General features: G+C 55.4%; 24 protein-coding genes. 19 read left to right on the top strand and 5 right to left on the bottom strand.

Annotated elements, in window-relative coordinates; genetic code table 11:
• Positions 1–75 precede the first annotated feature (75 nt).
• On the bottom strand, positions 76–1,218 hold the full coding sequence (locus tag AC0L8N_RS04090) for an FAD-dependent oxidoreductase (RefSeq protein WP_473666300.1): 1,143 nt from the start codon (positions 1,216–1,218) through the stop codon (positions 76–78).
• Positions 1,215–1,712 carry a hypothetical protein gene (locus AC0L8N_RS04085; protein ID WP_473666299.1) on the bottom strand — a complete coding sequence of 166 codons (498 nt, stop codon included), beginning with the start codon at positions 1,710–1,712 and terminating at the stop codon, positions 1,215–1,217. The genes AC0L8N_RS04090 and AC0L8N_RS04085 overlap by 4 nt, the downstream gene beginning before the upstream one ends.
• Positions 1,713–2,032: 320 nt before the next feature.
• Between AC0L8N_RS04085 and cuyB the strand changes: the two genes are divergently transcribed.
• The 7 genes from cuyB (at position 2,033) to AC0L8N_RS04050 (ending at position 9,455) form a co-directional block, all read left to right on the top strand.
• Positions 2,033–2,761: a cysteate racemase gene (gene cuyB, locus AC0L8N_RS04080; protein ID WP_473666298.1), complete on the top strand. Its 729-nt coding sequence runs from the start codon at positions 2,033–2,035 to the stop codon at positions 2,759–2,761.
• A 24-nt stretch (positions 2,762–2,785) separates the two neighbouring features.
• Positions 2,786–3,787, top strand: coding sequence for a D-cysteate sulfo-lyase (gene cuyA / locus AC0L8N_RS04075; protein WP_473666297.1), 1,002 nt, complete (start codon positions 2,786–2,788; stop codon positions 3,785–3,787).
• A 176-nt stretch (positions 3,788–3,963) separates the two neighbouring features.
• Positions 3,964–6,204, top strand: coding sequence for a DUF5916 domain-containing protein (locus AC0L8N_RS04070; RefSeq protein ID WP_473666296.1), 2,241 nt, complete (start codon positions 3,964–3,966; stop codon positions 6,202–6,204).
• A gap of 100 nt (positions 6,205–6,304) precedes the next feature.
• Positions 6,305–7,492: a P1 family peptidase gene (locus AC0L8N_RS04065; protein WP_473666295.1), complete on the top strand. Its 1,188-nt coding sequence runs from the start codon at positions 6,305–6,307 to the stop codon at positions 7,490–7,492.
• Between the two features lie 254 nt (positions 7,493–7,746).
• Positions 7,747–8,145, top strand: a complete 399-nt coding sequence (locus AC0L8N_RS04060) for a hypothetical protein (protein WP_473666294.1) — start codon at positions 7,747–7,749, stop codon at positions 8,143–8,145.
• Positions 8,146–8,310: 165 nt separating this feature from the next.
• Positions 8,311–8,931, top strand: a complete 621-nt coding sequence (locus AC0L8N_RS04055; protein ID WP_473666293.1) for a hypothetical protein — start codon at positions 8,311–8,313, stop codon at positions 8,929–8,931.
• A 113-nt stretch (positions 8,932–9,044) separates the two neighbouring features.
• The gene (locus AC0L8N_RS04050; RefSeq protein WP_473666292.1) at positions 9,045–9,455 is read left to right on the top strand and encodes a hypothetical protein; all 411 of its coding nucleotides are present in this window, start codon (positions 9,045–9,047) and stop codon (positions 9,453–9,455) included.
• A 32-nt stretch (positions 9,456–9,487) separates the two neighbouring features.
• Here the strand turns inward: AC0L8N_RS04050 and AC0L8N_RS04045 are convergent, their stop codons facing one another.
• The gene (locus AC0L8N_RS04045; protein WP_473666291.1) at positions 9,488–10,429 is read right to left on the bottom strand and encodes an IS110 family RNA-guided transposase; all 942 of its coding nucleotides are present in this window, start codon (positions 10,427–10,429) and stop codon (positions 9,488–9,490) included.
• Positions 10,430–10,729: 300 nt separating this feature from the next.
• On the opposite strand from AC0L8N_RS04045, the gene AC0L8N_RS04040 reads away from it, so the two are divergent.
• The 8 genes from AC0L8N_RS04040 (at position 10,730) to AC0L8N_RS04005 (ending at position 17,087) form a co-directional block, all read left to right on the top strand.
• Positions 10,730–11,260 (top strand): hypothetical protein, encoded by a 531-nt coding sequence (locus AC0L8N_RS04040; RefSeq protein WP_473666290.1) that lies wholly within the window; start codon positions 10,730–10,732, stop codon positions 11,258–11,260.
• Between the two features lie 1,037 nt (positions 11,261–12,297).
• Positions 12,298–12,708: a hypothetical protein gene (locus AC0L8N_RS04035; RefSeq protein WP_473666289.1), complete on the top strand. Its 411-nt coding sequence runs from the start codon at positions 12,298–12,300 to the stop codon at positions 12,706–12,708.
• Between the two features lie 615 nt (positions 12,709–13,323).
• On the top strand, positions 13,324–13,779 hold the full coding sequence (locus AC0L8N_RS04030) for an SMI1/KNR4 family protein (RefSeq protein ID WP_473666288.1): 456 nt from the start codon (positions 13,324–13,326) through the stop codon (positions 13,777–13,779).
• A gap of 230 nt (positions 13,780–14,009) precedes the next feature.
• A complete protein-coding gene (locus AC0L8N_RS04025) occupies positions 14,010–14,204 on the top strand; it encodes a hypothetical protein (protein ID WP_473666287.1) in 195 nt (64 codons plus the stop codon).
• Positions 14,205–14,573: 369 nt separating this feature from the next.
• A complete protein-coding gene (locus tag AC0L8N_RS04020; protein ID WP_473666286.1) occupies positions 14,574–15,368 on the top strand; it encodes a CPBP family intramembrane glutamic endopeptidase in 795 nt (264 codons plus the stop codon).
• A gap of 121 nt (positions 15,369–15,489) precedes the next feature.
• Positions 15,490–15,783 (top strand): HigA family addiction module antitoxin, encoded by a 294-nt coding sequence (locus tag AC0L8N_RS04015; RefSeq protein ID WP_473666285.1) that lies wholly within the window; start codon positions 15,490–15,492, stop codon positions 15,781–15,783.
• A 259-nt stretch (positions 15,784–16,042) separates the two neighbouring features.
• Positions 16,043–16,321: a hypothetical protein gene (locus tag AC0L8N_RS04010; protein ID WP_473666284.1), complete on the top strand. Its 279-nt coding sequence runs from the start codon at positions 16,043–16,045 to the stop codon at positions 16,319–16,321.
• Between the two features lie 265 nt (positions 16,322–16,586).
• Complete coding sequence (locus AC0L8N_RS04005) at positions 16,587–17,087, top strand: hypothetical protein (RefSeq protein WP_473666283.1); 501 nt, start codon at positions 16,587–16,589, stop codon at positions 17,085–17,087.
• Positions 17,088–17,328: 241 nt separating this feature from the next.
• On the opposite strand, the gene AC0L8N_RS04000 is transcribed toward AC0L8N_RS04005, so the two are convergent.
• Together AC0L8N_RS04000 and AC0L8N_RS03995 are read right to left on the bottom strand one after the other, a co-directional pair.
• Positions 17,329–18,966, bottom strand: a complete 1,638-nt coding sequence (locus tag AC0L8N_RS04000; protein ID WP_473666282.1) for an N-acyl-D-amino-acid deacylase family protein — start codon at positions 18,964–18,966, stop codon at positions 17,329–17,331.
• Positions 18,967–19,179: 213 nt separating this feature from the next.
• Complete coding sequence (locus AC0L8N_RS03995; protein WP_473666281.1) at positions 19,180–19,332, bottom strand: hypothetical protein; 153 nt, start codon at positions 19,330–19,332, stop codon at positions 19,180–19,182.
• 21 nt (positions 19,333–19,353) lie between these two features.
• On the opposite strand from AC0L8N_RS03995, the gene AC0L8N_RS03990 reads away from it, so the two are divergent.
• The 4 genes from AC0L8N_RS03990 to AC0L8N_RS03975 all read left to right on the top strand — a co-directional run bounded on the left by AC0L8N_RS03990 (position 19,354) and on the right by AC0L8N_RS03975 (position 21,600).
• Positions 19,354–19,488, top strand: coding sequence for a hypothetical protein (locus AC0L8N_RS03990; RefSeq protein ID WP_473666280.1), 135 nt, complete (start codon positions 19,354–19,356; stop codon positions 19,486–19,488).
• Between the two features lie 457 nt (positions 19,489–19,945).
• A complete protein-coding gene (locus tag AC0L8N_RS03985; protein WP_473666279.1) occupies positions 19,946–20,335 on the top strand; it encodes a VOC family protein in 390 nt (129 codons plus the stop codon).
• Between the two features lie 148 nt (positions 20,336–20,483).
• Positions 20,484–20,972 (top strand): hypothetical protein, encoded by a 489-nt coding sequence (locus AC0L8N_RS03980; protein ID WP_473666278.1) that lies wholly within the window; start codon positions 20,484–20,486, stop codon positions 20,970–20,972.
• A gap of 322 nt (positions 20,973–21,294) precedes the next feature.
• Positions 21,295–21,600, top strand: coding sequence for a putative quinol monooxygenase (locus AC0L8N_RS03975; RefSeq protein ID WP_473666277.1), 306 nt, complete (start codon positions 21,295–21,297; stop codon positions 21,598–21,600).
• Positions 21,601–21,688 lie beyond the last annotated feature (88 nt).

Raw genomic sequence — 21,688 nt, 5'->3', positions numbered from 1 at the left:
TCGCAGATCGAGTATTCAAACGTGTTTGCACCAATGAGGTTTATGCGGCTCGTCAGTGATCAAAAGGTTGCGGCGCTATGCAGCGGCGATATCCCAGGGCGAGGCCCACGGATCGTCCATCTCGCGGAAAAATGCGGCGTGTTCACGGAGTATCCGCTCGGTCGCGGCCGTGTCCGGTTCAAGCGACCATTGGTTTTTCTCGAATGTGCCACCCAGTAATACGCCGTCCTTCCGCGGAAACATGTAAATGCCGCGCTTGATCATCAGGTAGTTGATGTCGGCCTGCGGTTTCAGCACCACCAACTGGCCTTTGACCGGTATCAGTTCCTGATCATCGAACAGGCTGCGTGAGCCCAGCCCGGTACAGTTGATGATGACCGGCTCGTCCAGCGTTAACAGCGCTTGTCTGTTTCGGAAATTGCGGATGACGATTTTGCCGCCAGCCGCGTGGTAGTCGTTCATGATCGCCGGAAGGTATACCGGCGGCTCGATGAACATGGTGTCAAAGTGCAGTGCGTGCTTTGCCGGAAAAGGGTGTTGCGACGCTGACATTGCATGCCGTTCCGGGAACATGTCCGGGTAGCGCGCGTGTACTTCGCCGTCCGGTTGCTGTCGATCAGACAGCACGTAGTTGCTGATCCAGCTAACGCCGTAGTGTGCGCCAACCAGGTGCTGAAATTCGCGGTAGGAATGCCGCATGGCAATGCCGAGGTCGTTAAAGAACCGCGGATCATCGTAGCCATCGTCATACAACGACGCGGGAGACCATTGCGCGCCCGCGATATTCGAGGTCGTGTTCGGTGGCAGGTCTTTCGCGTAGATGGTGACATCCCAGCCGTGCCGTTGCAGCAGACGTGCGCTGGCGAGGCCGACGGCGCCGCAACCGAGTACCGCGCAACGACGATGTTCACTTTGCATCGCGAGTTCGAGTGCCATGTGCGACGTGCCCCACGACAGCGTGATTCCACCGCCACCGTGGCCGTAGTTATGAATGATGGTCTTGTCGTCCAGCTTGTCGGGACGCACGACGAAACCCGACGGACGGTAGGGCCGCAGGCCGGTTACGACGCGCACGACGCGGTCAGGCGATACCCGCACCCGGCGCAAGGGCAGTCCCGATGGCGTGTAATTCTGCTGGCCCGAAAAACGCGGCCCTGCACACGCGCCAACGAGCGGCAGGGCAGCGAGCGATTGCAGCAGTGCGCGGCGCGACGTCACAGGGCATTGCCACCGGTTTGTTGCGCGATCAGCTCGTCAATAACGGCCTGCGGGTAACTCAGCAACTTGCCAAACCGGACGGCAATTTCCCGGCGCGCCTCACCTCTGTAACTGTCACTGGCGATGAGCAGGTCTTTGTCCGCTTTCAGGTCGAGGTATTCCTGCAAGGTGCTGCCGGTGTAGATGAGCAGTACATCTTTGCCTTCTGCGACATCGGCAGGATAAAGGTCAGTGACGATGAGCTCGGGTTCGCGGTACAGGCGCACTTTGTTGCGTCGCGCGACAATCTTCGCATCGTCCAGCATGGCGTCCATTTCATCGGGAGCCAGCACTTCGCTGAGCGCGAGTTTTTTGACACCGAGTCTCACCACTTCGGCGAAGCCGCCGATGATGCCCAGATTGTAAGAGCGCTGGTCGATGTTCTCTTGCGCTGCAACCGGGTTGCTGGCGCAAACCAGCAGGCACACGGCGAAGATCGTTGCTCTTGTAATCATGATGACAGCCTTTGGTGGCGATGCCGAAGCCAGTCTGGCCGCAGCAGGTCGACAAAAATGCTATACGATCTGTCCGCCAATAACACGGCTTTTTCAGGCTGTGAATTGCCAGCCGTGTGCGTAATTTCGTGCACAACGTGCAACCCGGTTGACGCCGAAATGTTGCAGAAGCGCTGGCCGTTGGCCGCATGGCGAGCGACAATGCCGATCCTGACCGGGCAGCCGGTCTGCAAGCTGCATCGACGTGCTCATTGTTTGCGATGATTTAATTGAGAACGTTGTCTGCGACCACGACGAAGCGCGATTAGGAAGGAAAGCCATTGAGCAAGCAAAAAACCGTCGGTGTACTCGGAGGAATGGGTCCGGATGCCACGCTCGATTTCATGCAGAAGGTCATTGCACTGACGCCCGCTGAACGCGATCAGGACCACATCCGCATGCTTGTCGATCATGACCCGAAAGTGCCGAGTCGGCAGAACGCGTCAGTTGAAGATGACGCGCGCATTCGCGAAAACCTTGCACAAATGGCGGAACGGCTGGAAGCGGCCGGCGCCGATTTTCTGGTGCTGGTGTGCAACACGGCGCACGGCTGGCTGGATCGTGCACTGCAGCGCATTACGATTCCTTTTATTAACATCATCGATGTAACCGTGCAGACCGTTGCCGAAAGTACAGGCAAGGTTCGCAAGGTGGGCATCATGGCAACACCGGCGTGTCTGGAGGCGGCGTTGTACCAGGACGCGCTGGAGAGCGCAGGTCTGGTCCCGCTGCCGGTCGAAGGCGACATGCGTGCGGAGCTGATGGCACTTATTGACCGGGTCAAAGCCGGCGATCAGAGCAGCGCCGTTTCAGCGGGCATGGCGGAGGTCGCTCGTCGCCTCGTTGAACAGGGCGCAGATGCAATCATCGCGGGTTGCACCGAGATTCCGCTGGTCCTGAAGCAAGAGCACGTGACCGTGCCGCTTATTTCATCCACTGACGAACTCGCACGCCGGACAGTCAGTCTGGCGCTGGGCGAGACGTCGCTGCGTGCTCAACTCACGCATTAACAGACATCAACAGAGGATCTATCTGTGCTCTTATCCCGTTTCCCCCGCGTTTCCCTGGCCCACTTGCCGACTCCGCTGGAGCATTTGCCACGTCTGAGTAAACACCTGGGTGGCCCGGACATCTACGTAAAACGCGACGACTGCACGGGTTTGGGTACCGGTGGCAACAAGACCCGCAAACTCGAATTCCTGATGGCCGACGCGCTTAACAAGAAAGCCACGGCGATCATCACGCAGGGCGCAGTGCAGTCGAATCACGCACGGCAGACGGCAGCAGCGGCTTGCAAACTTGGCTTGAGCTGCGACCTCGTATTCGAAAAGCGCGTCGGTGATGCGCCGGAATCCTACAAGAGCTCGGGCAACGTTCTGCTGGACCGGATTTATGGCGCGCGCATTCGCGAAGTCGAGAAAGGCAGCGACATGAATGCCGAAATGGAAGCCGTTGCTGAAAAACTGCGAGCGCGAGGCGAAACACCGTACATCATTCCTGGCGGTGGCTCGAACGTGATCGGCGCGCTGGGCTACATTGATTGTGCGCTGGAGATCATGTCGCAGGCGAACAGCGCCAGTTTGCCGATCGATCACATCGTGCATGCAACCGGCAGCGCCGGCACGCAGGCGGGTCTGATCGTCGGTCTCAAGGCAACTCACAGCGGCATTCCTTTACTCGGCATCGGCGTAAACGCGCCACAAGAACTGCAGGAAGAGAAGGTTTACAAGCTGGCTATGGAGACAGCCGAATTTGTCGGTGCGCCGGGCGTTGTGAAGCGCGCCGATGTGATCGCAAACTGCGATTACGTCGGGCCGGGCTACGGCGTACCCACTGAGGCGATGAACGAGGCAGTGCTGCTGATCGCCCGACTTGAAGGCTTGCTGGTTGATCCTGTGTACAGCGGCAAGGGGCTCGCCGGGATGATCGATCAAATCAAGAACGGTTTACTGGCCGATGCCAAGCACGTGGTTTTCGTGCATACCGGCGGTTCCGCGGGTCTGTTCGGTTATAGCGAAATGTTGAAGACGGATTGACCACAGCGACGCAATTCGTTCGTTTGAAACTGAATATTTCGGGTTTTTGCGAACCGAACGTCATGTATCCTGTCGGATCTGCACGAACAGTGCGGGTCGCCGGGTGTCTGTCCGGGCGGTTTTCTGACTAATTAGTGGTGGATAGAGTGGCTTGCGCCGTCCCCGGCGCAAGCATCATGGGGGTAATAGTGAAGAATTTTGAGAAGCGCGCCCGGTTGCGAGGGAGTTGGCTGGGTGCCGTGTTGGTAGTTGCAGCAGGTGTGAGCAGCGCACAAACCGCCGGGCCTTCATCGCCGCGGCCGAACAGCCAGGCGTACCCGCTGACCACGATGCCGGAACTCGATGGCGACGTGCTGAATGATCCGGCCTGGAGCAACGTGGTTCCGACCGGCGACTTCTGGCAGATTCAGCCGGCCGAGGGGCAACCTGCCAGCCAGAAGACGGAAGTGTTCATCGGCTTCACCGACGATTCTCTGTACATCGGCATGGTGGCTTACGACGACAATCCGGACGGCATTATCGTGTCCGACAGTCGGCGCGACTCCGAGCTAAACAATACGGACAGCTTCCAGATTCTGATCGACGGCATGCGTGACCGACAGAACGGTTTCGTGTTTGGTACCAACCCGGCCGGCCTGGAATACGACGGTCAGGTCACGAAAGAGGGTTCGAGCCAGACGTCGACCGGTGGTGGCGGTTTCAATCTGAACTGGGATGCGAGCTGGAAAGTCAGTGCAAAGATTTCGGACATCGGCTGGAGTGCGGAGTTTGAAATTCCGTTCCGAACATTGCGCTATTCCGCGGGTGATGCTCAGGACTGGGGCTTTAACTTCCAACGCAATATTCGCCGCAACAATGAAGTGGCGTTCTGGGCACCATTGTCGCGACAGCGCACGCTCTATCGCGTGTCAGAAGCGGGCACGATCAGCGGCATTGATCCGCCGCCGCAGCGCAACCTGAAAATTACGCCTTACATTCTGGGTAAAGCCGCACGTGGCGGAATGTTGTCGGGCACCGAGACAGACCAGGAGTTCGGCTTCGATCTCAAGTACTCGATTACACCCAGCCTGACGCTTGATGCTACGTACAACACTGACTTCGCGCAGGTGGAAGCGGACGAGCAACAGGTCAACCTGGACCGTTTCAGTTTGTTCTTCCCGGAGAAGCGTCCGTTCTTCCTCGAGAATGCCGGCCAGTTCTCGGTGGGCAATTCCGAGCAGGTCGAGTTGTTCTTCAGTCGCCGCATTGGTGTGGGTCCGGGCGGCATACCGTTGCCGATCGATGGTGGCGTTCGCTTGTCGGGCAAGGTTGGCAGCAGCACCAACGTCGGCTTCCTGCACATGGCCGCCGATGGCCTGGACGGTGTTGCGCCTGCCAACAATTTCACGGTTGCGCGCGTGAATCAGGAATTGGCCAACCGTTCATCAGTGGGCTTCTTGATCGTGAATCGCGATGGGGATGGCAGTATTACCGGCGACAGCAGTACCGATGAAAACCAGACTTATGCCATCGATGGCCGTTGGGGTATCGGTGACAACCTGCTGCTGCAAGCGTGGGCCGCAGCGACCGCGACACCGGAAATGGAAGGCCGCGAAACGGCTTATTCCGTGAACGGTGCCTACGATTCCGCCGAGTACAGTATGGGCCTGGGGTACACGGAAGTGAGAGAAGGCTTCAACCCGGAAGTGGGCTTTTTGTCGCGCAGTGAATACCGTAAAGGCAACGCGAATATCATGCGCCGGATCCGCCCTGACGATTTGTGGGGCTTGCTGGAGATACGGCCGCACGTCTCATGGAACGGTTACTGGGATTTTGATGGCTTCCAGGAAACCGGCTACGTACACGTTGATTCGCACTGGGAATGGAAGACTGGTTTCGAAGTGCACACCGGCATGAACTTTACGAAGTCTGGCGTTAAAGAAGCGTTCGACATCGTGCCGGGCGTTACCGTAATGCCGGGAACCTATGATCACCGTGAAGCACAATTTTATCTCACCACGGATCAGAGTGCGCCGTTCAGTGCGAACCTCCGGACCTTTATCGGCGGCCGTTTCGGCGGCGACCGGGTGACGCTGGAGCCGACGTTGAAGTACCGCGTGGGTGAGCGCTTCAGCTCCGAGTTGTCAATGCAGTACAACGATTTCGACTTACCGGTGGCGAACGGCGACTTTAAAGTCAACCTGACTCGCCTGCGCTTGTCGTATTCGTTTACGCCGAAGATGCTGTTGCAGGCGCTGGTACAGCACAACGACAGCACGGACGTAGTCGGCACCAACCTGCGTTTCTCGTGGCTGCAGTCGGCCAACTCCGGTTTGTACCTTGTGTACAACGAGGTTGATGACCGTGGTGTCGGTGCACCGCCAGCGGGCCGTGAGTTCATTCTCAAGTACAGCCACATTTTCGACGTCTTTAACTGATCGACTAAACCCCGGCTGCCACCCGGCAGCCGGGTCTTCGGGCTTGCCAGCCCTCGCACGAGACCCTAAGGTGCATTTTTACCTTGCTAACGGGGATCTCATGCGCCCAACTCAATTTCTGAAGCTCGCGGTCGTTGTTACGGTCGCTGTTTGCACGGCATCGCTTGCGGTTGCCGAGGAACGACCCCGCGCGCGGGAAGCGGGTCTGGTGGTGGGCGTACTGCCTACCGGTCCGCTGAATGCAATCACCGATGTTGAAGGCGTCCGGGTTGGTCACTCAACCAAGATCGAAGGTGACGACATACGAACGGGTGTCACCGCGATCATTCCCGGCCCCGGCAATCTGTATACACACCCGGTACCGGCGTGGCTGTACGTTGGCAATGGCTACGGCAAGCTCGTGGGTGCAACGCAAATTCATGAGTTCGGTGAGCTTGAAACGCCGGTGTTGCTGACCTGCACCTTGTGCGTATGGAGTGCCGCCAACGCGCTGAAAGAATGGGTCTACGAACAACCGGGTATGGGCGAGCACACGGTAAATCCGGTGGTGGGTGAAACCAACGACGGTGCCGTCAACAACATGTGGGCTGACGTGATAGGCCATGATGAAGTTTACGAAGCACTCAACAACGCGAGCAGCGGCCCGGTAGCGGAGGGCAGTGTCGGTGCCGGTGTGGGAACGCAAGCGTTCGCCTGGAAAGGCGGTATAGGAACCAGCTCTCGCTTATTGCCCCAATCGCTGGGCGGTTACACCGTTGGCGTGCTGGTACAAACAAACTTTGGTGGCGTGCTGACCATGAACGGCGCGCCGGTTGGCCGCGAGTTGGGCCAGTATTCCTACCGAGCCCAGCTCGAAAAGAAGGGTGTTGATGATCGCCAGGAAGACGGTTCGATCATGATGGTAGTCGCGACTGATGCCCCACTGACAGCACGTGCCCTGGACCGCGTCGCCAAACGCGCGATGATGGGGCTGGCACGAACCGGTTCGTTCGCGAGCAACGGTTCCGGCGATTACGTCATTGCCTTCTCGACGCACCCGGACGTTCGTCGCCCCCGCGAAGGGATGGAGCCGTTTGTTGCGCCATCGTTAACCAATGAAGCGATGTCACCGCTGTTCGCAGCAACAGTGGAAGCAACCGAGGAAGCGATTTACAACGCCATCTTCAAAGCAACAACGGTTGAGAGTTCGCGTGGCAAACGCGAAGCAATTCCGCTGGATGACTTGATGCGGGTGCTGAAGAAGCACGGTGTGTTGAACTGGGATCGGGAGATGTCGCCGGGGAATTGAGGAAGGGGCTGAATGCCTTAGGGCCAGTAAGTGTTAAAGGTTTGATTGACGCCCGCGAACCGGTCAGAGATTATCAACATGCGCGCAATTTCTTCATCCCTTTTATACGCAACATATCAAACCGCACTTGTAAGCTAATCAGGAAGTTGCCCGTCCCTTCAGCCCGACAAATTGAGTTTTTCATGCATTTACATCACGCATTTTTGCTCACTACTTATAGTTAGGCAGCAGAATAACTTCCGAGGAGAACTGAAATGCGAACAGTTGTTGCTTTGACAGTTACCTTAGCAATCGGTCTTATCCTGGGCCCAATCGCTTCAACAGATGCTTCGCTGGCCGAGCCAGTCGTTGCGAGCATCACTCCGCTTCAAATCGAATCGGCAATCAGTTGGTTCATCGCGGTCGGAATCGGTGCATTGATCGCTCGAAGATCCTTCATTGGTCCATCACTCTTTTTAAGTGTGTCAGCTTGGCTGGCGGTCACTTATCTTGTTTATGATATTGCGCGGGTTGCAGGGCCGGTAAGCTTCGTTGAAGTTGCGGTGGAGCAGTGGATTGGGCTAGCTCTAATTGGTATAGCGGCATTAGGCGGAGCAGTATTAGGCAGGTGGTTCTATATGAGGGAGATAGAGAGTGTTGCCAATGCAGCCTAACATTGCGCTGCACCCGTCACTTGACTCAGCCCGCCTTGCGCTGCCGCTCCAGGCGGTCTGCGTCAAGTGCGTGTGAGCTTAGACGTTAGGTTGCACTCACCAACGACATGCTGACGAACATCATTCGTACGTCACGGACTTACCTTTACCAGTATCAATGAATAGGTGGCACAAATGAGGGGGGCAGGAAAACTCAAGTTCTGGACTGGCGGCTACATCAATCGGCCAGGCGTTACTCCGCCGCTTTTTCTGCGTCTGATTATGTTCGGTCTTCTCCTCATGTCTGTCGCAACAATATTGTTTGGTGTCTTCGGAATTATGGGCTATTCCTCTTTTGGGGAGGGTGCTCCGTCGGGCGTCATAATTGCGGTTGCCGTATTTTTTCTCGCACCGTTTGTTGTTGTGTACGCGCTGGTGACCAACCATTCCGCGAGCCGGGTAGTTTTGGTTGCCCTATTCGCGGCAATTCTGGCATATCTAACCAATGCCCGAATTACAGGATCGCCGGCCATATCGGATTTAAGGCTAACTGTCTTGGCTACCATTCTTGTCGGCGTCATTTTCTGGATGTATCTTTCCCCTCGATGTCGCGTCTATTTTGCTCTGATTCAGGGGCGTGATATTCCGGATGATCTGCTGCACGTTGCAGATTCGCTGGTTGCTCCTACAAAGACAGAAAAAATAGCGCGTCGAATGTGGGATTTATTGGAGCCGTTGTCACCGCTTTTCCTCATTGCACTTGCGATTATGATTGTCTATGCGGGATTTAGTAATCTTTCCCTATGAAGAAGGTGCCACCTAACATTGCGCTGCACCCGTCACTTGACTCAGCCCGCCTTGCGCTGCCGCTCCAGGCGGTCTGCGTCAAGTGCGTGTGAGCTTAGACGTTAGGCATCCCCATGGCACAGCTGATTTCTTTTAAAACGTCGCTATTCGATCCAAGCAAAGAGCAACCAAATCCAATCAACCCGATTGCTGGTGAGAGTGTATTGATCTGGCTTCGGGACAATGTATTTGCTTCGCAATACACGTCAACGGAGCCGGATGTAGAGGACTGGGGCTGGTACACGGAGGTTGGTGCTGGGGAGTCGGAATACCTCGTTGGCGCTTCGGGCCAATTTGAGGGTGGGGAGGATTTTGCGAATGTCGATTTGAACTGGATGATTCAGATCGAGAAGCAGAGATCGGTTAAGGAGAAGCTCCTCGGCCGTAACAAAATGCAATCCGATGATTCCCTGGTTGCTGCGATACTGAGTGCTTTGAAGAGCGACGCAGCCTTTTCTGATGTCGAATTGGAATCGGATGCCTAACAAGCGACTGTGTTGTCCCGTCAAGTATTAATTCATGCCGGGCTCCAGTTTTTGTCATCCCGTAGCATGGCATTTAGCGCTGTAACGATTTTTCGGATGCAGGCGGTGAGTGCCACTTTCTTGTGTTTTCCGTTGGCCACGAGACGTTCGTAAAACGTCTTGATGTCCGGGTTAAATCGGATGGCGGACATGGCACTGAGAAACAGCACAGTGCGCGATGAACTTCTGCCACCGCGGATGCGGCGCCTGCCGCGCATTCGACCGCTGTCGTGGTTGTACGGTGCAACACCGGTCAATGCAGCGATCTGGCGTCGACTCAGGTTCCCCAGTTCAGGCATGTCGCCGAGCAACGTGTAGGCCACGGTCTTGCCGATACCCGGCATGCTCATGAGTCGGTCTCGTTTGTGGCGCCATTCAGTGTGTGCATCGACGGCCTGGTCGAGTTGTTGGTCGAGCGACTTAAGCTGTTCATCGATTGTGTTAATGAGCTGATCGATACTGTCCTGCAGGACCGCTGGCATGATCTGCCGACGGTTCTTTTCCATTGTCCGCATCTCGATGAGTTGCCGGCGTCGTACCATCAGGTCCTTGATTATCAGTGTTTCTGCGTCAACCGGCGGGTTGATTGCGGGCTTTAAGTCGGCGCCGAAGCGGGCGATCAGTTGCGCATCAATGGCATCGGTCTTGGCCAGCTGGCCGATGGCGGCGGCGTAGCGCCGTACCCGCAGTGGCGAGACCACGACCACGGGCAAGTCTAGAGCCAGGGCCGCTCGAACAAACGGTTGTTCCAGGCGTCCTGTAGCCTCGACCACGATGCGCTGAACGTTGAAGCGCCTAAGCTTTGCGAGTAGCTGCTGAATGGCCAGCTCGTCGTTGCCACATTGAAATGCCCTTTGTCGTTCAAGCAGATACACATCAAGCTGTTGCTTGCCGACATCGATCCCTACGTTTACTGCCTTGTTTCGTTTGGTCATCGTTGCTCACCCTTGCTACATTCGGGCTCTTGAGGCCCATTCGACTGTCCGAGCTGGTTGATGAAACGATGTACCGCTGCACGCTTGTTAACGGTCTCAGTGCTAGCTGGAACCTGCGCTGCATCGAGCTGGTACACCGATAAGCCAAACAGGCTTATGGGTCTCAACTTATCCCGGTGAGTACCCGGAAGGGAACATACAATGCGCTGCACCCGTCACTTGACCCAGCCCGCCTTGCGCTGCCGCTCCAGGCGATCTGCGTCAAGTGCGTGTGAGCTTAGTCGTTAGGAGGCACGAAACATGGCCGTGAGCGGATCGGGAATCGTGCTTTGCAGGCTTGCCGCGGTTTTCTTGCTCGTGCGCGGGATCGAGCATCTAGGCTTTGCGCTTTCTGTATCCTCCTCTCCAATGACCGATTCGTGGCAAGCATCATTCTCATCCATCATTGCTGTGGTTGTCCCCATAGCCGCCGCACTTTCGGTCTGGCGCCTTGCTCCGATAATTTGCGCCTTCGAGAGTGAAGACTCCGACCCCACCCTGGCGAAGACTGAAAACGAGACGGATCTAATTGCTGTTGGTACATTTCTCGTAGGCCTGTACGCCCTTTTGTTTGGAGTAATTAGTGCCGTTTCGGTGGAGATTAGCCTTTGGGCTCAGGAAGCGGTGAGTCGAAGCACACGGTTTCCTACGGACACCGCTTGGATTGAAGGCCTGCGGTCACGAGCGTCGTACGTGCTTCAGATTTTATTGGGAATGGGCCTGATGCTAGGCAAAAATGGATTGGCTTCAGTGTTTTCGCGGGTTCGTTACGCTGGCACGGGTGCCTCCTAACAATGCGCTGCACCCGCCACTTGACCCAGCCCGCCTTGCGCTGCTGCTCCAGGCGAACTGCGTCAAGTGCGTGTGAGCTTAGTCGTTAGGCGGCAAAGCGAGAAATTGTAAAAGGTTTTAATGCACTGCATGAACCGGACGGTTCGCAATGCTGCTGGGAAGAGAAGAAGGAACGCAACTAGCGCCGAGGCTGGTGTCAGCATCCGAAAGGCAGTAAATTCTGTCAACAAGTCGTACTGCGAACCGAGGGGTTAGCGGACGTGCATTACCAACACCAAACAATAAGAAGCAGGGTGGGGCACGTGTCAGCGGGTTTGGGTCCGTTGTATTTGCACGGCAATAGTGGACGCGCTGAGGTTCAAGCAGCTTCGCCAAGCCCTGCTGTAGCTTCGTTAGTTAAGTCGGCCCTTCCTCATCCCAACGAACGCGATAGCCTGAAGGGCTTTCCACCTAACATTGCGCTGCACTGGCCGCTCCGACCTTCAACAAGTTTTCTGTTTACTGGCCTAGGCGCCAGTGAGCTTAGACGTTAGGCGGCAATGACAATTCTTAAGCGTCTACGTGCGGTGGGGCCGAATTTGTGAAGGATTTTTTCGTCCAGGTAATCGATGGCGCTGAAAACAGTGTGTACGACATTTTTTCCGCGTCAGAACAGGACTTCAATCTCTTGTTTCAAGAAGGTACGGATGTCGCCTTCGCGGAGGACTTTTTGAATCTCCCGAATAGGGATGAAGTCGACGCAGCCCTTACTCGGTTGTATAAGAGACGAATCAAGAAGTCGCAAGTAAAAGGAATTCATGGCGTTCTATTCTATGGCATGGAGCATAAGCGAGTGTATTACCCAACGCTTCGAGACGAGGAAGCGGTAAACCCAGACGGTACACCATTGAGATGAAACCCCTTCAAATTGGAGCACTGCCGCCTAACAAATCGCTGCACTCGCCGCCGGACGAATCTGTCACGGCGCTTGCGTTCGCAACCGCCGCGCCAGATGCTGGCGCGAGTGAGCTCAAGCGTTAGGCTTCTCTTACCGTCTCATGTCAGTTCAGAAATTCAGCAAGCTAGATGCAGCTCGGCAGCAACTTGAGACAGCGATAAAACTTTACCTGAATGGCTCTGACTACCTGAGTTGTATTTCACTCGCCGGCGCCGCGGAGGAACCTTTGGGCAAGATGAGGCGCAAGGAACCGCCCTCTCTTAGCACTGTTGAGGTGTTTGCTGATGCAATTAGGCACTCCGAATCACATCCGCCTGCTAGCCGAAAAGAGGTAATTTCAAGGCTGAATCGTGTTAGAGACTGGCTGAAACATTATCAGTCTGGAGAGGACATGGAGTTCGATGCTAAAGAAACTGCAGCGGCCATGCTATTACGAGCGTCAGTGAACTATATTATGGCGGCCGGAGGTTCAATTGCTCTTATCGACGAGTTCTTCGACTTATGCGAATGAGAACCCTAACATTGCGCTGCACCCGTCACTTGACTCAGCCCGCCTTGCGCTGTCGCTTCAGGCGACCTGCGTCAAGTGCGTGTGAGCTTAGTCGTTAGATGGCAACAAAGAAAGCCGCGTTGACCTTGTTATTCGGAGCTCTCCCTGCCACGTTCTTGTCATGGTTGGCAGTAGTTGGCGTGTATTTCGGCGCACATATTGCGGTTAGCGGAGCCTTCGGTCTTGGTGTCATTTTTGTGATGTGGGGTATGCTCGGATTGTGGGGTGCAATTTCGTTGTGGCTGGTTGTATTCTCAAAACAAAGCAACTTCATATTTGCTGGCCTGTTCGGAGGGGTAATCGCATTGGCTCCTATAGTTGGCCCTGCCGTAGTGGCAGCGATAAAGCGAGATGCGTCAGCTTATCCTGCTCTAGTTGGAGTTTTTCCCCTTGCGACGGCTGTTTTCTGGATCGCTCAGGGTGCTCGCTCTCGCAGGGTGAGAACTAAAGGGCGATCAGCAAATGTATAAATGCCATCTAACAATTCGCTGCACCCGTCACTTGACCCAGCCCGCCTTGCGCTGTCGCTCCAGGCGCACTGCGTCAAGTGCGGGTGAGCTTAGTCGTTAGACGCCCATGGACGATATCGCTACACGTGTGCGTAGTGCCAGTAGGAAGAAGTTGTTTGGATCGCGGCCAATATTTAAGGCGCACGAGCCTGAGGCTGGGATTGACCTCACAGTTCTCGAGCAAAAGCACGGGTTCCGATTTCCGGCAGACTTAAAGGCTTGGCTCGAAACTCTTGGCTTCGGCGACCTAGACGACGAACTTGCTATCCGTGCAGAATGGCTAAATGTATTGGACCGTGGCGAGCTAAAGGGTCACGTCGTTTTCGGTCAGGATGGGCTCGGCAATTTATACTCGTTTGGCCCTGATACTGGCGATATTCATTTCATATGTCGTTCCGCTCCGGAGTACGCGCCGGTTGCCAGGAGCTTTCGGGAATTCATAATCGAACTCGAACAGCGAAACTTTAAAATTTACGAGTGGATCGATGCACTGTCTGTTGAATCATACGACTGGGGCGTCTAACAAATCGCTGCACCCGCCGCCCGACGCATCTGTCACAGCGCTTGCACTCGCGACCGCCGCGCCAGATGCCGGCGCGTGTGAGCTCAAAGGTTAGGCCGCAACAGCGACAGTGTCGCGTCCGAGTGTCTGCTATGTACCCGAAAGTGGACGTTCGCTAGGATTAGACTTGGCTGATCACTATTGACCCAAAGCGGACGGTCACAATCTGGTAATTTTTTGGTGCTTTCTTCATGAAGGAAAAAGGCTTTCCGTACTGCATTCCAGACAAGAGGGAATTGACCGCTGCGGAGTTTGCGCTATTGGATTTCCTACTGAAGCAAGTAGGTGGCGTGACCGTAGAAGCCAGCGAGCTAAAAGTCGTTGCGCGTTGCGCGTTGCGGCTGTGGCGAGTGTCCAACTATTCTGTTTGGCAAATCAACGGATGATGAACCGATAACAAGTTCTGACTCACACGCCGTCAAGGACTGGTCAGGGCGAGCGGAGAATGGCGCGTTGATCGGAATAGGAATATTCACAAAGGACGGGATGCCTACAGAGCTTGAGGCATGGTCGGTAGACGGTGGCGACGTCGAAACCTGGCCACCAATTGAGGCGATTCGGCGAATGTAACGGCTGCTTCTGGCCGAAAGGAGACGCACAATATGTTGAAGTCCTCGCTATTTGAGCGACTACTTTTGAGAATGCAGGCGTTGGGCTCATCGCACGGTGCGGCCTAACGAGGCGCTGCACTCGGACAAATGTTCCGGTGAGCTTGTTGTTAGGCGTGCACATTCATCTCTTGTGGAAGGAACACAATGGCGGGCATTATTCTCTTCATTCTAGGTGTATACGGCAGCACATGGGCCTTGCAGCGGACACTCCGGTCCGCTGCCGAAGCAGGATCTGCTCAAGCAGTCTATGGCTTCCTCTTTGGTACTGTCTGGGCCCCAACTATTATCGCTGTGCTGCTGACTGTGCTTGTCGGCGGCCGACTGAACATCGCGGATCTACGTAGCCGAGTCCTGACTGTTCCCAGACATGCTGGCTGGTTCGCTGTTGCTGCCGTTGTTCCCTTCGCCACCATCTTATTGGCTGTTCTGGCGGCGCGCATGCATGGGGATGTCTCCGCTTCGCCCCCGTTTTCGGCGTGGCTCCTGATCGTAGGTATGCAAGTCGTGACGGGTGCCACCGGCGAGGAACTCGGCTGGCGGGCATTTCTAATTCCAAGACTTAGTAGGCGGTTCGGTTTCACTAGAGCGGCACTCCTGGGTGGTGTGCTCTGGAGCGGCTGGCATGTGGCTGGCGCTTTCTTCCCTGGCACTGCGCTACAGATCGCGCCAATCGTGCCATTCCTCATTCTTATCGCTCTGTTTGGTGTTTTTCTGGCATTTGTGTTCGCGCGAACGGGGCATGTGCTAGCAACGATCCTGGGGCACCTCTCTCTAAATGTAACGCTGGCGTTGGCGGGTGTACCGTTCGCTTCGGCGGTATTCTGGTGGGTAGCTGTAATCGTTACCATAGTGGTGCTGGGTGTTCTCGCGTATTTCGCGTGGCCGAGCAACACGGTGTTCCACCGGGCGAGTATCGTAGAGGGTACAGAGGGAAGCTGAATGCGTGTTTGGAACAGACAGGGGGTGAACGCCTAACAAGCGCTTGCACCTGGCAATCGCGGCTGACCATTGAGTTTGTTGATGGAAATGTTCATATTTTGGATTACGAGGACTATCACAAATGACTATGCGTAATCCGCCTCATCCTGGAGAGTTTATCCGGGATACCTATATTTCGCCTTTCGATATCAGCATCCGTTCGCTTGCGGAGAGCCTTAACGTTTCTCCGTCGACGCTCGCTCGTATCGTGGCAATGCGTAGTGCGGTAAGTCCTGAGATGGCTTTGCGACTATCCAAAGCGCTTGGGCGTTCTCCGGAAAGCTGGCTTGCTATGCAGCATAATTATGATTTGTGGGTGGCGAGAAAGTCTGCTGACCTTTCCGATGTTCAGAGAATTCAGTTTGAAGCTGCGTAGAGGAGCAGCCCAACAATCGCTTCTCCCTTCACTTGACTCAGCCCGCCTTGCGCTGTCGCTCCAGGCGATCTGCGTCAAGTGCGGGTGAGCTTAGACGTTAGGCCGCAGCAGCGAGATCGAAGAATCTGACAGTGCGCTATACACTCAGTAGCTGTCGGTCAAGTATATTAGCCATGATCGGTGGCTACTGACCCACGACAGGCGGTCGAGAACTTAAATAGAAGTTCTGATATTGAAGAAAAATCACAGTCGGGTAGCAATGAGTCGTGTAATCACCATTGTCATTGTCACAGCGCTAATCCTTGTTCTGTTTGTGGCGCCAATGTTGGCGCTTCGCTTCATGGCTGAAATGTCATGGCTGGCCGCGGTGCTCATTCCTGCAGTTGCGATTACAGTGAACGGCATCGTCATTGCGATCGAGGACGACGTTGACGAGGATTCACGAGATCGGTCGTTCTTTGACGCATATCTTAGGGTGCGCCCGATTATCTGGATTCCTTTTCTATGCATAGTGCTCACAATAATTTGCTCAGCCTAAAATAAACCGTCGTGGCTGAATGAATATTCGCAGAATGGTTCGTTTTTTTTACCGGGCCACCCGTTGGCTTCTAACCGATTGGAGACTCACAGAATGATCGAACCCTTGCCAGTCGAAAAGCCGCCTTTCGGGGAACCAGCCGATTGTGGCGGCGCACGGTGCAGCCTAACAATGCGCAGCACCTGTCACATGACTCAGTCCGCTTTGCGCTGTCGCTCCAGGCGACCTGCGTCATGTGCGTGTGCGCCTAGGCGTTAGGCGGCACATGGAATCCTCGTTCGATCACCTCACAGTCTTTGCCGAAGTAAGCGCGGCGATCGTCGGGTTCGTCGCCATTTTTCTTGTGCTCGTAAGGAGAGAAGAAAAATTCCCACCCGAAGATGCGATACGTATTCGCGCGCTGATACTAATCGGGTTTACCGGCATTTTTATGTCGCTACTGCCAATCGCTATTTCACGCGGAGGCTTTCCGGTCGACGAAATTTGGATCATCAGTAGCGCTGCGTTTATCGTGCTGGTTGGTTCTGGATCCGGGTACATCGCGATAAGGCATTTCGGGCTACCTGACTCGGCGCGGAAGAATATTCCAATCTGGAATCTGCTCATTGCATGGACCTTTGTCGGCATCTCTGGGGTTCTCCTTGTGTCGAACGTCCTCCAGGCCCCTGTTTTTGGCTACTCATTCTCGTACACAGGCGCGCTGTTGTTAGTCCTCGCAGCGGGTGCGACGAACTTTTATACGATAGCCATCCAGAAGCTGCTATGAGCACCAATGAACGAATAACGGTTCCTCCGGCATACAATCTTGGGTGTCCTGAAAGAGCGCCCTTCAGGCCAGTATGGGTGTCTTGTTACCACCTCCGCCTGTGCCCGGTCAGTCTCCGTCGTTTGCGCTATTGAGCGTCTTCTGTATCGCGTTGATGCATTACTGGCCGGGGTTGCTTGCGGTTTCTACGCTGGCGCCAGTGTAACCATCGATCGGACCAGCAAGGCACCCGGGCCAGGTATCATTGCGACGATTTCTCTGCTGCGGCGCGCTCTGGCCGCGCGGGTCCCTTGATCCAGGCACCCGGCCGCTCGCCGGTCAGTGCACCAGCGCGAATAACGAAGCGCCCGTTGACGATGACGTGGTCGATACCGGTCGGATAGCGGTGCGGATCGATGAAGGTCGCAGTGTCGCGAACCGTTTCGGGGTCGAAGACAACTAGATCGGCATAAGTGCCCTCGACGACACGGCCGCGCTCGGTCTGGTTGTACTGGTCCGCTGGCATTGAAGTCATTTTCCGGATCGCTTCTTCCAGCGTTAGTACGCCGAGCTCACGCACGTAACGGCCCAGGACGCGTGGAAATGCGCCGTAACTGCGGGGATGCGGGAAGCCCTGGCCGTAGCTCACCGGGTCGCCATCCGTTTGGATCATGGCCAGCGGGTGTTGCATGATGCGGATCACGTCCTGTTCGTGCATCGCGTGGTAGATCGCCGAGAACCCACCCTTCAACTGAAATTCGATGGCAAGATCAATGCCGGTCTCGACATTGTTCGGCAGTCCGCGATCTGTAGCAATGTCAGCCAGCGTCTTGCCGTTGTATGACGGATCAGACGGCATGACGCGAATCTGCAGGCGACTGAGGTCGTTGCCCGTGCGCTCGACCATAAATACGCGCCGTATCTCCTCGCGAATCTGTGGCAGCAGCTCCGGGTTGGTCAGGCGCTTCTCCAGTTCTTCACGGCCGCCGGCGAATACCCATTGCGGAAACAGAACCGCTGACGAAGTGCTGGAAGCAGTGTACGGATACAGGTCGTGCACGATATCGATGCCTTCCTCGCGCGCCTCATCAATCAACGCGAGGCTTTGCTCCGACTGCCCCCACTGCGCAACGCCGGTGGCTTTGTGATGATTGATTTGCGCCGGGATATTCGCCTCGCGTGCGATGCGAATCGTTTCATTAACGGAGTCGAGCAGCCCGGACCCCTCGTTGCGCATGTGCGTCACGTAGATGCCGCCGTAGCCAGCCGCCACTTTCGCGAGTTCGATGACTTCTTCCGTTTCGGCAAAGTTAGCGGGCACGTATAGCAATCCTGTTGACAGGCCGAGTGCCCCCTGCTGCATCGATTGTTCGACGAGGTCGCGCATGGCCTGCAGTTCATCATGATCCGGTGCCCGGTTGGCCATACCCAGTACTTGCTGCCGGGTCCATGTGTGCCCGGCAAAAAAGCCAACGTTCACCGCAACGTCGAGAGAGTTCGCATAGTCGTCGAGAGGCCATGGCTGGTCGCCACTGTGCAGGCTGGCAATCAGCGTCGTGATGCCCTGGCGCGTAAAGTTCTCGGCCAGCGGGTGCTCGTGAATTGTCGTCTGCACGTGAGCATGGTTGTCGATGAAACCGGGCGCGAGCACCTTGCCGCTGATATCGACAAAGACCTCGGCGTCGTCGGCATTAAGCGCGGTGCCGGACACCGCAACGATGCGGCCGTCCTTGACGCCGACATCGGCATCAAAGCGCGGTTTGCCGAGGCCGTCGACGATGGTGCCGCCGGACAGCACGATGTCGAATACCTTGCCCCCTCCATCGGTTTCCGGCGGCGGTTCCGCGGAACCGCAAGCGACCATTGTCAGGGCTATGACGTAGGCGATGATTGTTCGCATGATTGTTCTCCTGCGGGTACTTATCTTTCTTCTTGTCTGGGTCTTATGGTACGCGAATCGGGAAGGCATCAAACAAGCCGCATAGTGGCTGTAAGTATTTCTGCATTCTGCAGTTGTGGCTGGATGACGCTGCGCTGACGTCTGATCTAAGCGAAATTAGCCTGATATGAATCGCGATAATCTGCTGCTGTCGGAAACTCGCCCTGCAATATCCTAAGTTCGATGCATACGATTATGCGTGATTGGCATTAGGTTCAGCCGGTCTTGTGATCGTGCTGCGCATGATTTGACGTCGTACTGGAGTCCTTGCACGTCAGCATTGTCGAACTTCCGATCCTGTTGCAGATACTCGGTAATCCTGTCCAATCGGTACGGCGCGGAGAAACGGTGACCCAGACGAGAATGGTCGCTGGCAGGAAAGTGCTCTTATTGAATACTGCTGTTCGCGGTTACGTGATACTCGCGATCGCTGTTGGCATCCTGAGCACGCTGCGTCGGGGCAAATACCTGTCCCATTCATAGTGCCGGTCTTTGGCCGGACCCGGGAACAGGCGGTCAGAATCGGGACGTACTGGAATTCAGTCGACGCCACCCGTCGCTTGACCCAGCCCACCGCGCGCTGCCGCTCCAGGCGGCCTGCGTCAAGTGCGGGTGAGCTTAGACGTTAGGCTGCAGCTGAAACAATGTCGTATCCGAAAGTCCGTTTTGCACCCATAAGCGGCCCCTCCGTAGCATTCGGTTCGACGGGCCGCTACTGACCCAAAATGGTCATTCGGGTCTTAGCACTCCTTACCAGCTTAGGTCTGGAAAGTAGCGACGGGCCGCCTCTGGCCGAGAGCGGAATCCCATTGCTTCTGCTTAGCGGCGTATATAGAGCTGGCACGTTCTCGAGATCAACTACAGCAAACCTGATCTTGTTGAAGACGATGAGCACGAACGCTAGCATTCGAAACGAACTTGCCTCAAGCAGGAAGTCAGCATGATGGAAATCGGACGTCTTGACCACGTCAATATTCGCACCACGAATCTCGATCAAATGGTGATTTGGTACGAGACAATGCTTGGTATGGTCAGCGGCAGACGGCCCAATTTCCCGTTTCCCGGAGCGTGGCTATACGCAGGCGAGCAGGCTATGGTTCATCTAATTGCGGTTGAAGGTGATGCCGGCACTGGCTCAGAGAGCGCTCTGAAACTCGAGCACTTTGCATTTCGGGCGCGTGGGTTCGAGCAAATGATTGCGCGCCTGGAAGCCGCCGGCGAGCGCTACGACACGTCGCCATTGCCCGGGGTTGATATCACTCAGGTCAATATATGGGACCCCGATGGCAATCACATTCACATTGACTTCTCGTCGAGCGAGGTTGAATAACCATTTCAGCTAATGCGCCACTTGTTAGTCGACAGTCACCGCACATTAGTCAAGTGGTGAACGGCCGCTATTGACCTGGAGCAGGCATTGAGTTTCGATCGGTAGAATCACCGTCTTCCCAACTATCTGACGTACGCAAGGGGTAACCATGACGCTCGAGCAATACGCATATATGGCCGAAATCGTCGGTGTCGTTGTAGTCGTCGTAACACTGATTTACCTGACCGTTCAGGTTCGACAGGGTGCGGAACTATTGCGTTCAGAGTCGCGACAGGCGCAGGTTGCGAATGATCAGAACGGTGTTTACAAAATTGTCGAGAATCCGGAGCTTGGGCGCCTGTTTTCGCAAGAGGAAACACCCAGTTTTGACGAAAAGGTAAAACTGCAATTCTGGATTATCGGTCAAATGCGCGCCCGCGAGCACGAGTGGCTCCAGCACAGAAGTGGAGCAATGGACGAAGAAACATGGTTGAGCTACCGGGGCGTCATTTTCTTTATTCTTGGAACCGAGCGAGCGAGAGCTCTCTGGAATATGTGCAGCCCATTCTTCAATCCGGACTTTGCAGAGGTAGTCGAAGAGATGATGAAGAAAGCGCCGTACATTGAATTTTGGGAAGAGCTGGATGCGGTGAATTAATTGCTTTGTCATAGAGCAAGCGTCCACTTCTGGACAAAAGGAGGCATCGAAATTGGTTCGGGTTTTGCTTGTTGAGAAATCGCTTTGCAGGGAAATAGGCGTTAGCCGTGCTGCACTGTGCGTGCTGGCCGTGCGATTTACCCGTCACTTGATTCAGCCCGCCTTGCGCTGTCGCTCCAGGCGACCTGCGTCAAGTGCGTGTCAGCATAGTCGTTAGGCTGCTCTCAACATGATCGTTCGCCGAGAATTCGTTGCGGGTGTCTGCGCAGCATCTCTGGTTACTGTATTAGGCAGTTGTAACACCGACAAAGGAGAACAGAATTTGTACGGTCTGATTGGCAAGATGATTACTGTACCTGGCAAGCGAGACGATCTGATTGAGATACTCCTTAGCGGACTCAGCGCGATGCCGGGATGTTTAAGTTACATTGTTGCGAAAGATCCTACTGATCCGGACGCAATTTGGGTGACGGAAGTGTGGGACAGTCAAGCCAGCCATGAGGCCTCCTTGTCTCTTGCGTCTGTAAAAGAGGCTATCTCGCTAGCCCGGCCAATGATTGCCGGTTTTGGAGAAAGATTCGAGACCGAACCGGTTGGAGGTCACGGCCTTGCTGGTAAAGCAGGTTAACAATGCGCTGCACTGGTCACTTGCCCCTGCTTGCCTTGCGCTTTGCTACCGTAATGCTTGCGACCGCCTCAAACGCAACTGAGATTGA

It is taken from the genome of Woeseia sp. D3-10 (assembly GCF_055809415.1).
The sequence above is the reverse complement of the archived record's forward strand: the minus strand, read 5'-3'. Positions and strand labels throughout refer to the sequence as shown.

Excerpts from the sequence above, each read along its gene's own strand:
- AC0L8N_RS04085 (WP_473666299.1), bottom strand. The coding sequence starts at position 1,712 with ATGATTACAAGAGCAACGATCTTCGCCGTGTGCCTGCTGGTTTGCGCC.
- AC0L8N_RS04070 (WP_473666296.1), top strand. The coding sequence starts at position 3,964 with ATGGGGGTAATAGTGAAGAATTTTGAGAAGCGCGCCCGGTTGCGAGGG.
- AC0L8N_RS04065 (WP_473666295.1), top strand. The coding sequence starts at position 6,305 with ATGCGCCCAACTCAATTTCTGAAGCTCGCGGTCGTTGTTACGGTCGCT.
- AC0L8N_RS04060 (WP_473666294.1), top strand. The coding sequence starts at position 7,747 with ATGCGAACAGTTGTTGCTTTGACAGTTACCTTAGCAATCGGTCTTATC.
- AC0L8N_RS04050 (WP_473666292.1), top strand. The coding sequence starts at position 9,045 with ATGGCACAGCTGATTTCTTTTAAAACGTCGCTATTCGATCCAAGCAAA.
- AC0L8N_RS04045 (WP_473666291.1), bottom strand. The coding sequence starts at position 10,429 with ATGACCAAACGAAACAAGGCAGTAAACGTAGGGATCGATGTCGGCAAG.
- AC0L8N_RS04040 (WP_473666290.1), top strand. The coding sequence starts at position 10,730 with ATGGCCGTGAGCGGATCGGGAATCGTGCTTTGCAGGCTTGCCGCGGTT.
- AC0L8N_RS04035 (WP_473666289.1), top strand. The coding sequence starts at position 12,298 with ATGTCAGTTCAGAAATTCAGCAAGCTAGATGCAGCTCGGCAGCAACTT.
- AC0L8N_RS04030 (WP_473666288.1), top strand. The coding sequence starts at position 13,324 with ATGGACGATATCGCTACACGTGTGCGTAGTGCCAGTAGGAAGAAGTTG.
- AC0L8N_RS04025 (WP_473666287.1), top strand. The coding sequence starts at position 14,010 with ATGAAGGAAAAAGGCTTTCCGTACTGCATTCCAGACAAGAGGGAATTG.
- AC0L8N_RS04020 (WP_473666286.1), top strand. The coding sequence starts at position 14,574 with ATGGCGGGCATTATTCTCTTCATTCTAGGTGTATACGGCAGCACATGG.
- AC0L8N_RS04015 (WP_473666285.1), top strand. The coding sequence starts at position 15,490 with ATGACTATGCGTAATCCGCCTCATCCTGGAGAGTTTATCCGGGATACC.
- AC0L8N_RS04010 (WP_473666284.1), top strand. The coding sequence starts at position 16,043 with ATGAGTCGTGTAATCACCATTGTCATTGTCACAGCGCTAATCCTTGTT.
- AC0L8N_RS04005 (WP_473666283.1), top strand. The coding sequence starts at position 16,587 with ATGGAATCCTCGTTCGATCACCTCACAGTCTTTGCCGAAGTAAGCGCG.
- AC0L8N_RS04000 (WP_473666282.1), bottom strand. The coding sequence starts at position 18,966 with ATGCGAACAATCATCGCCTACGTCATAGCCCTGACAATGGTCGCTTGC.
- AC0L8N_RS03985 (WP_473666279.1), top strand. The coding sequence starts at position 19,946 with ATGATGGAAATCGGACGTCTTGACCACGTCAATATTCGCACCACGAAT.
- AC0L8N_RS03980 (WP_473666278.1), top strand. The coding sequence starts at position 20,484 with ATGACGCTCGAGCAATACGCATATATGGCCGAAATCGTCGGTGTCGTT.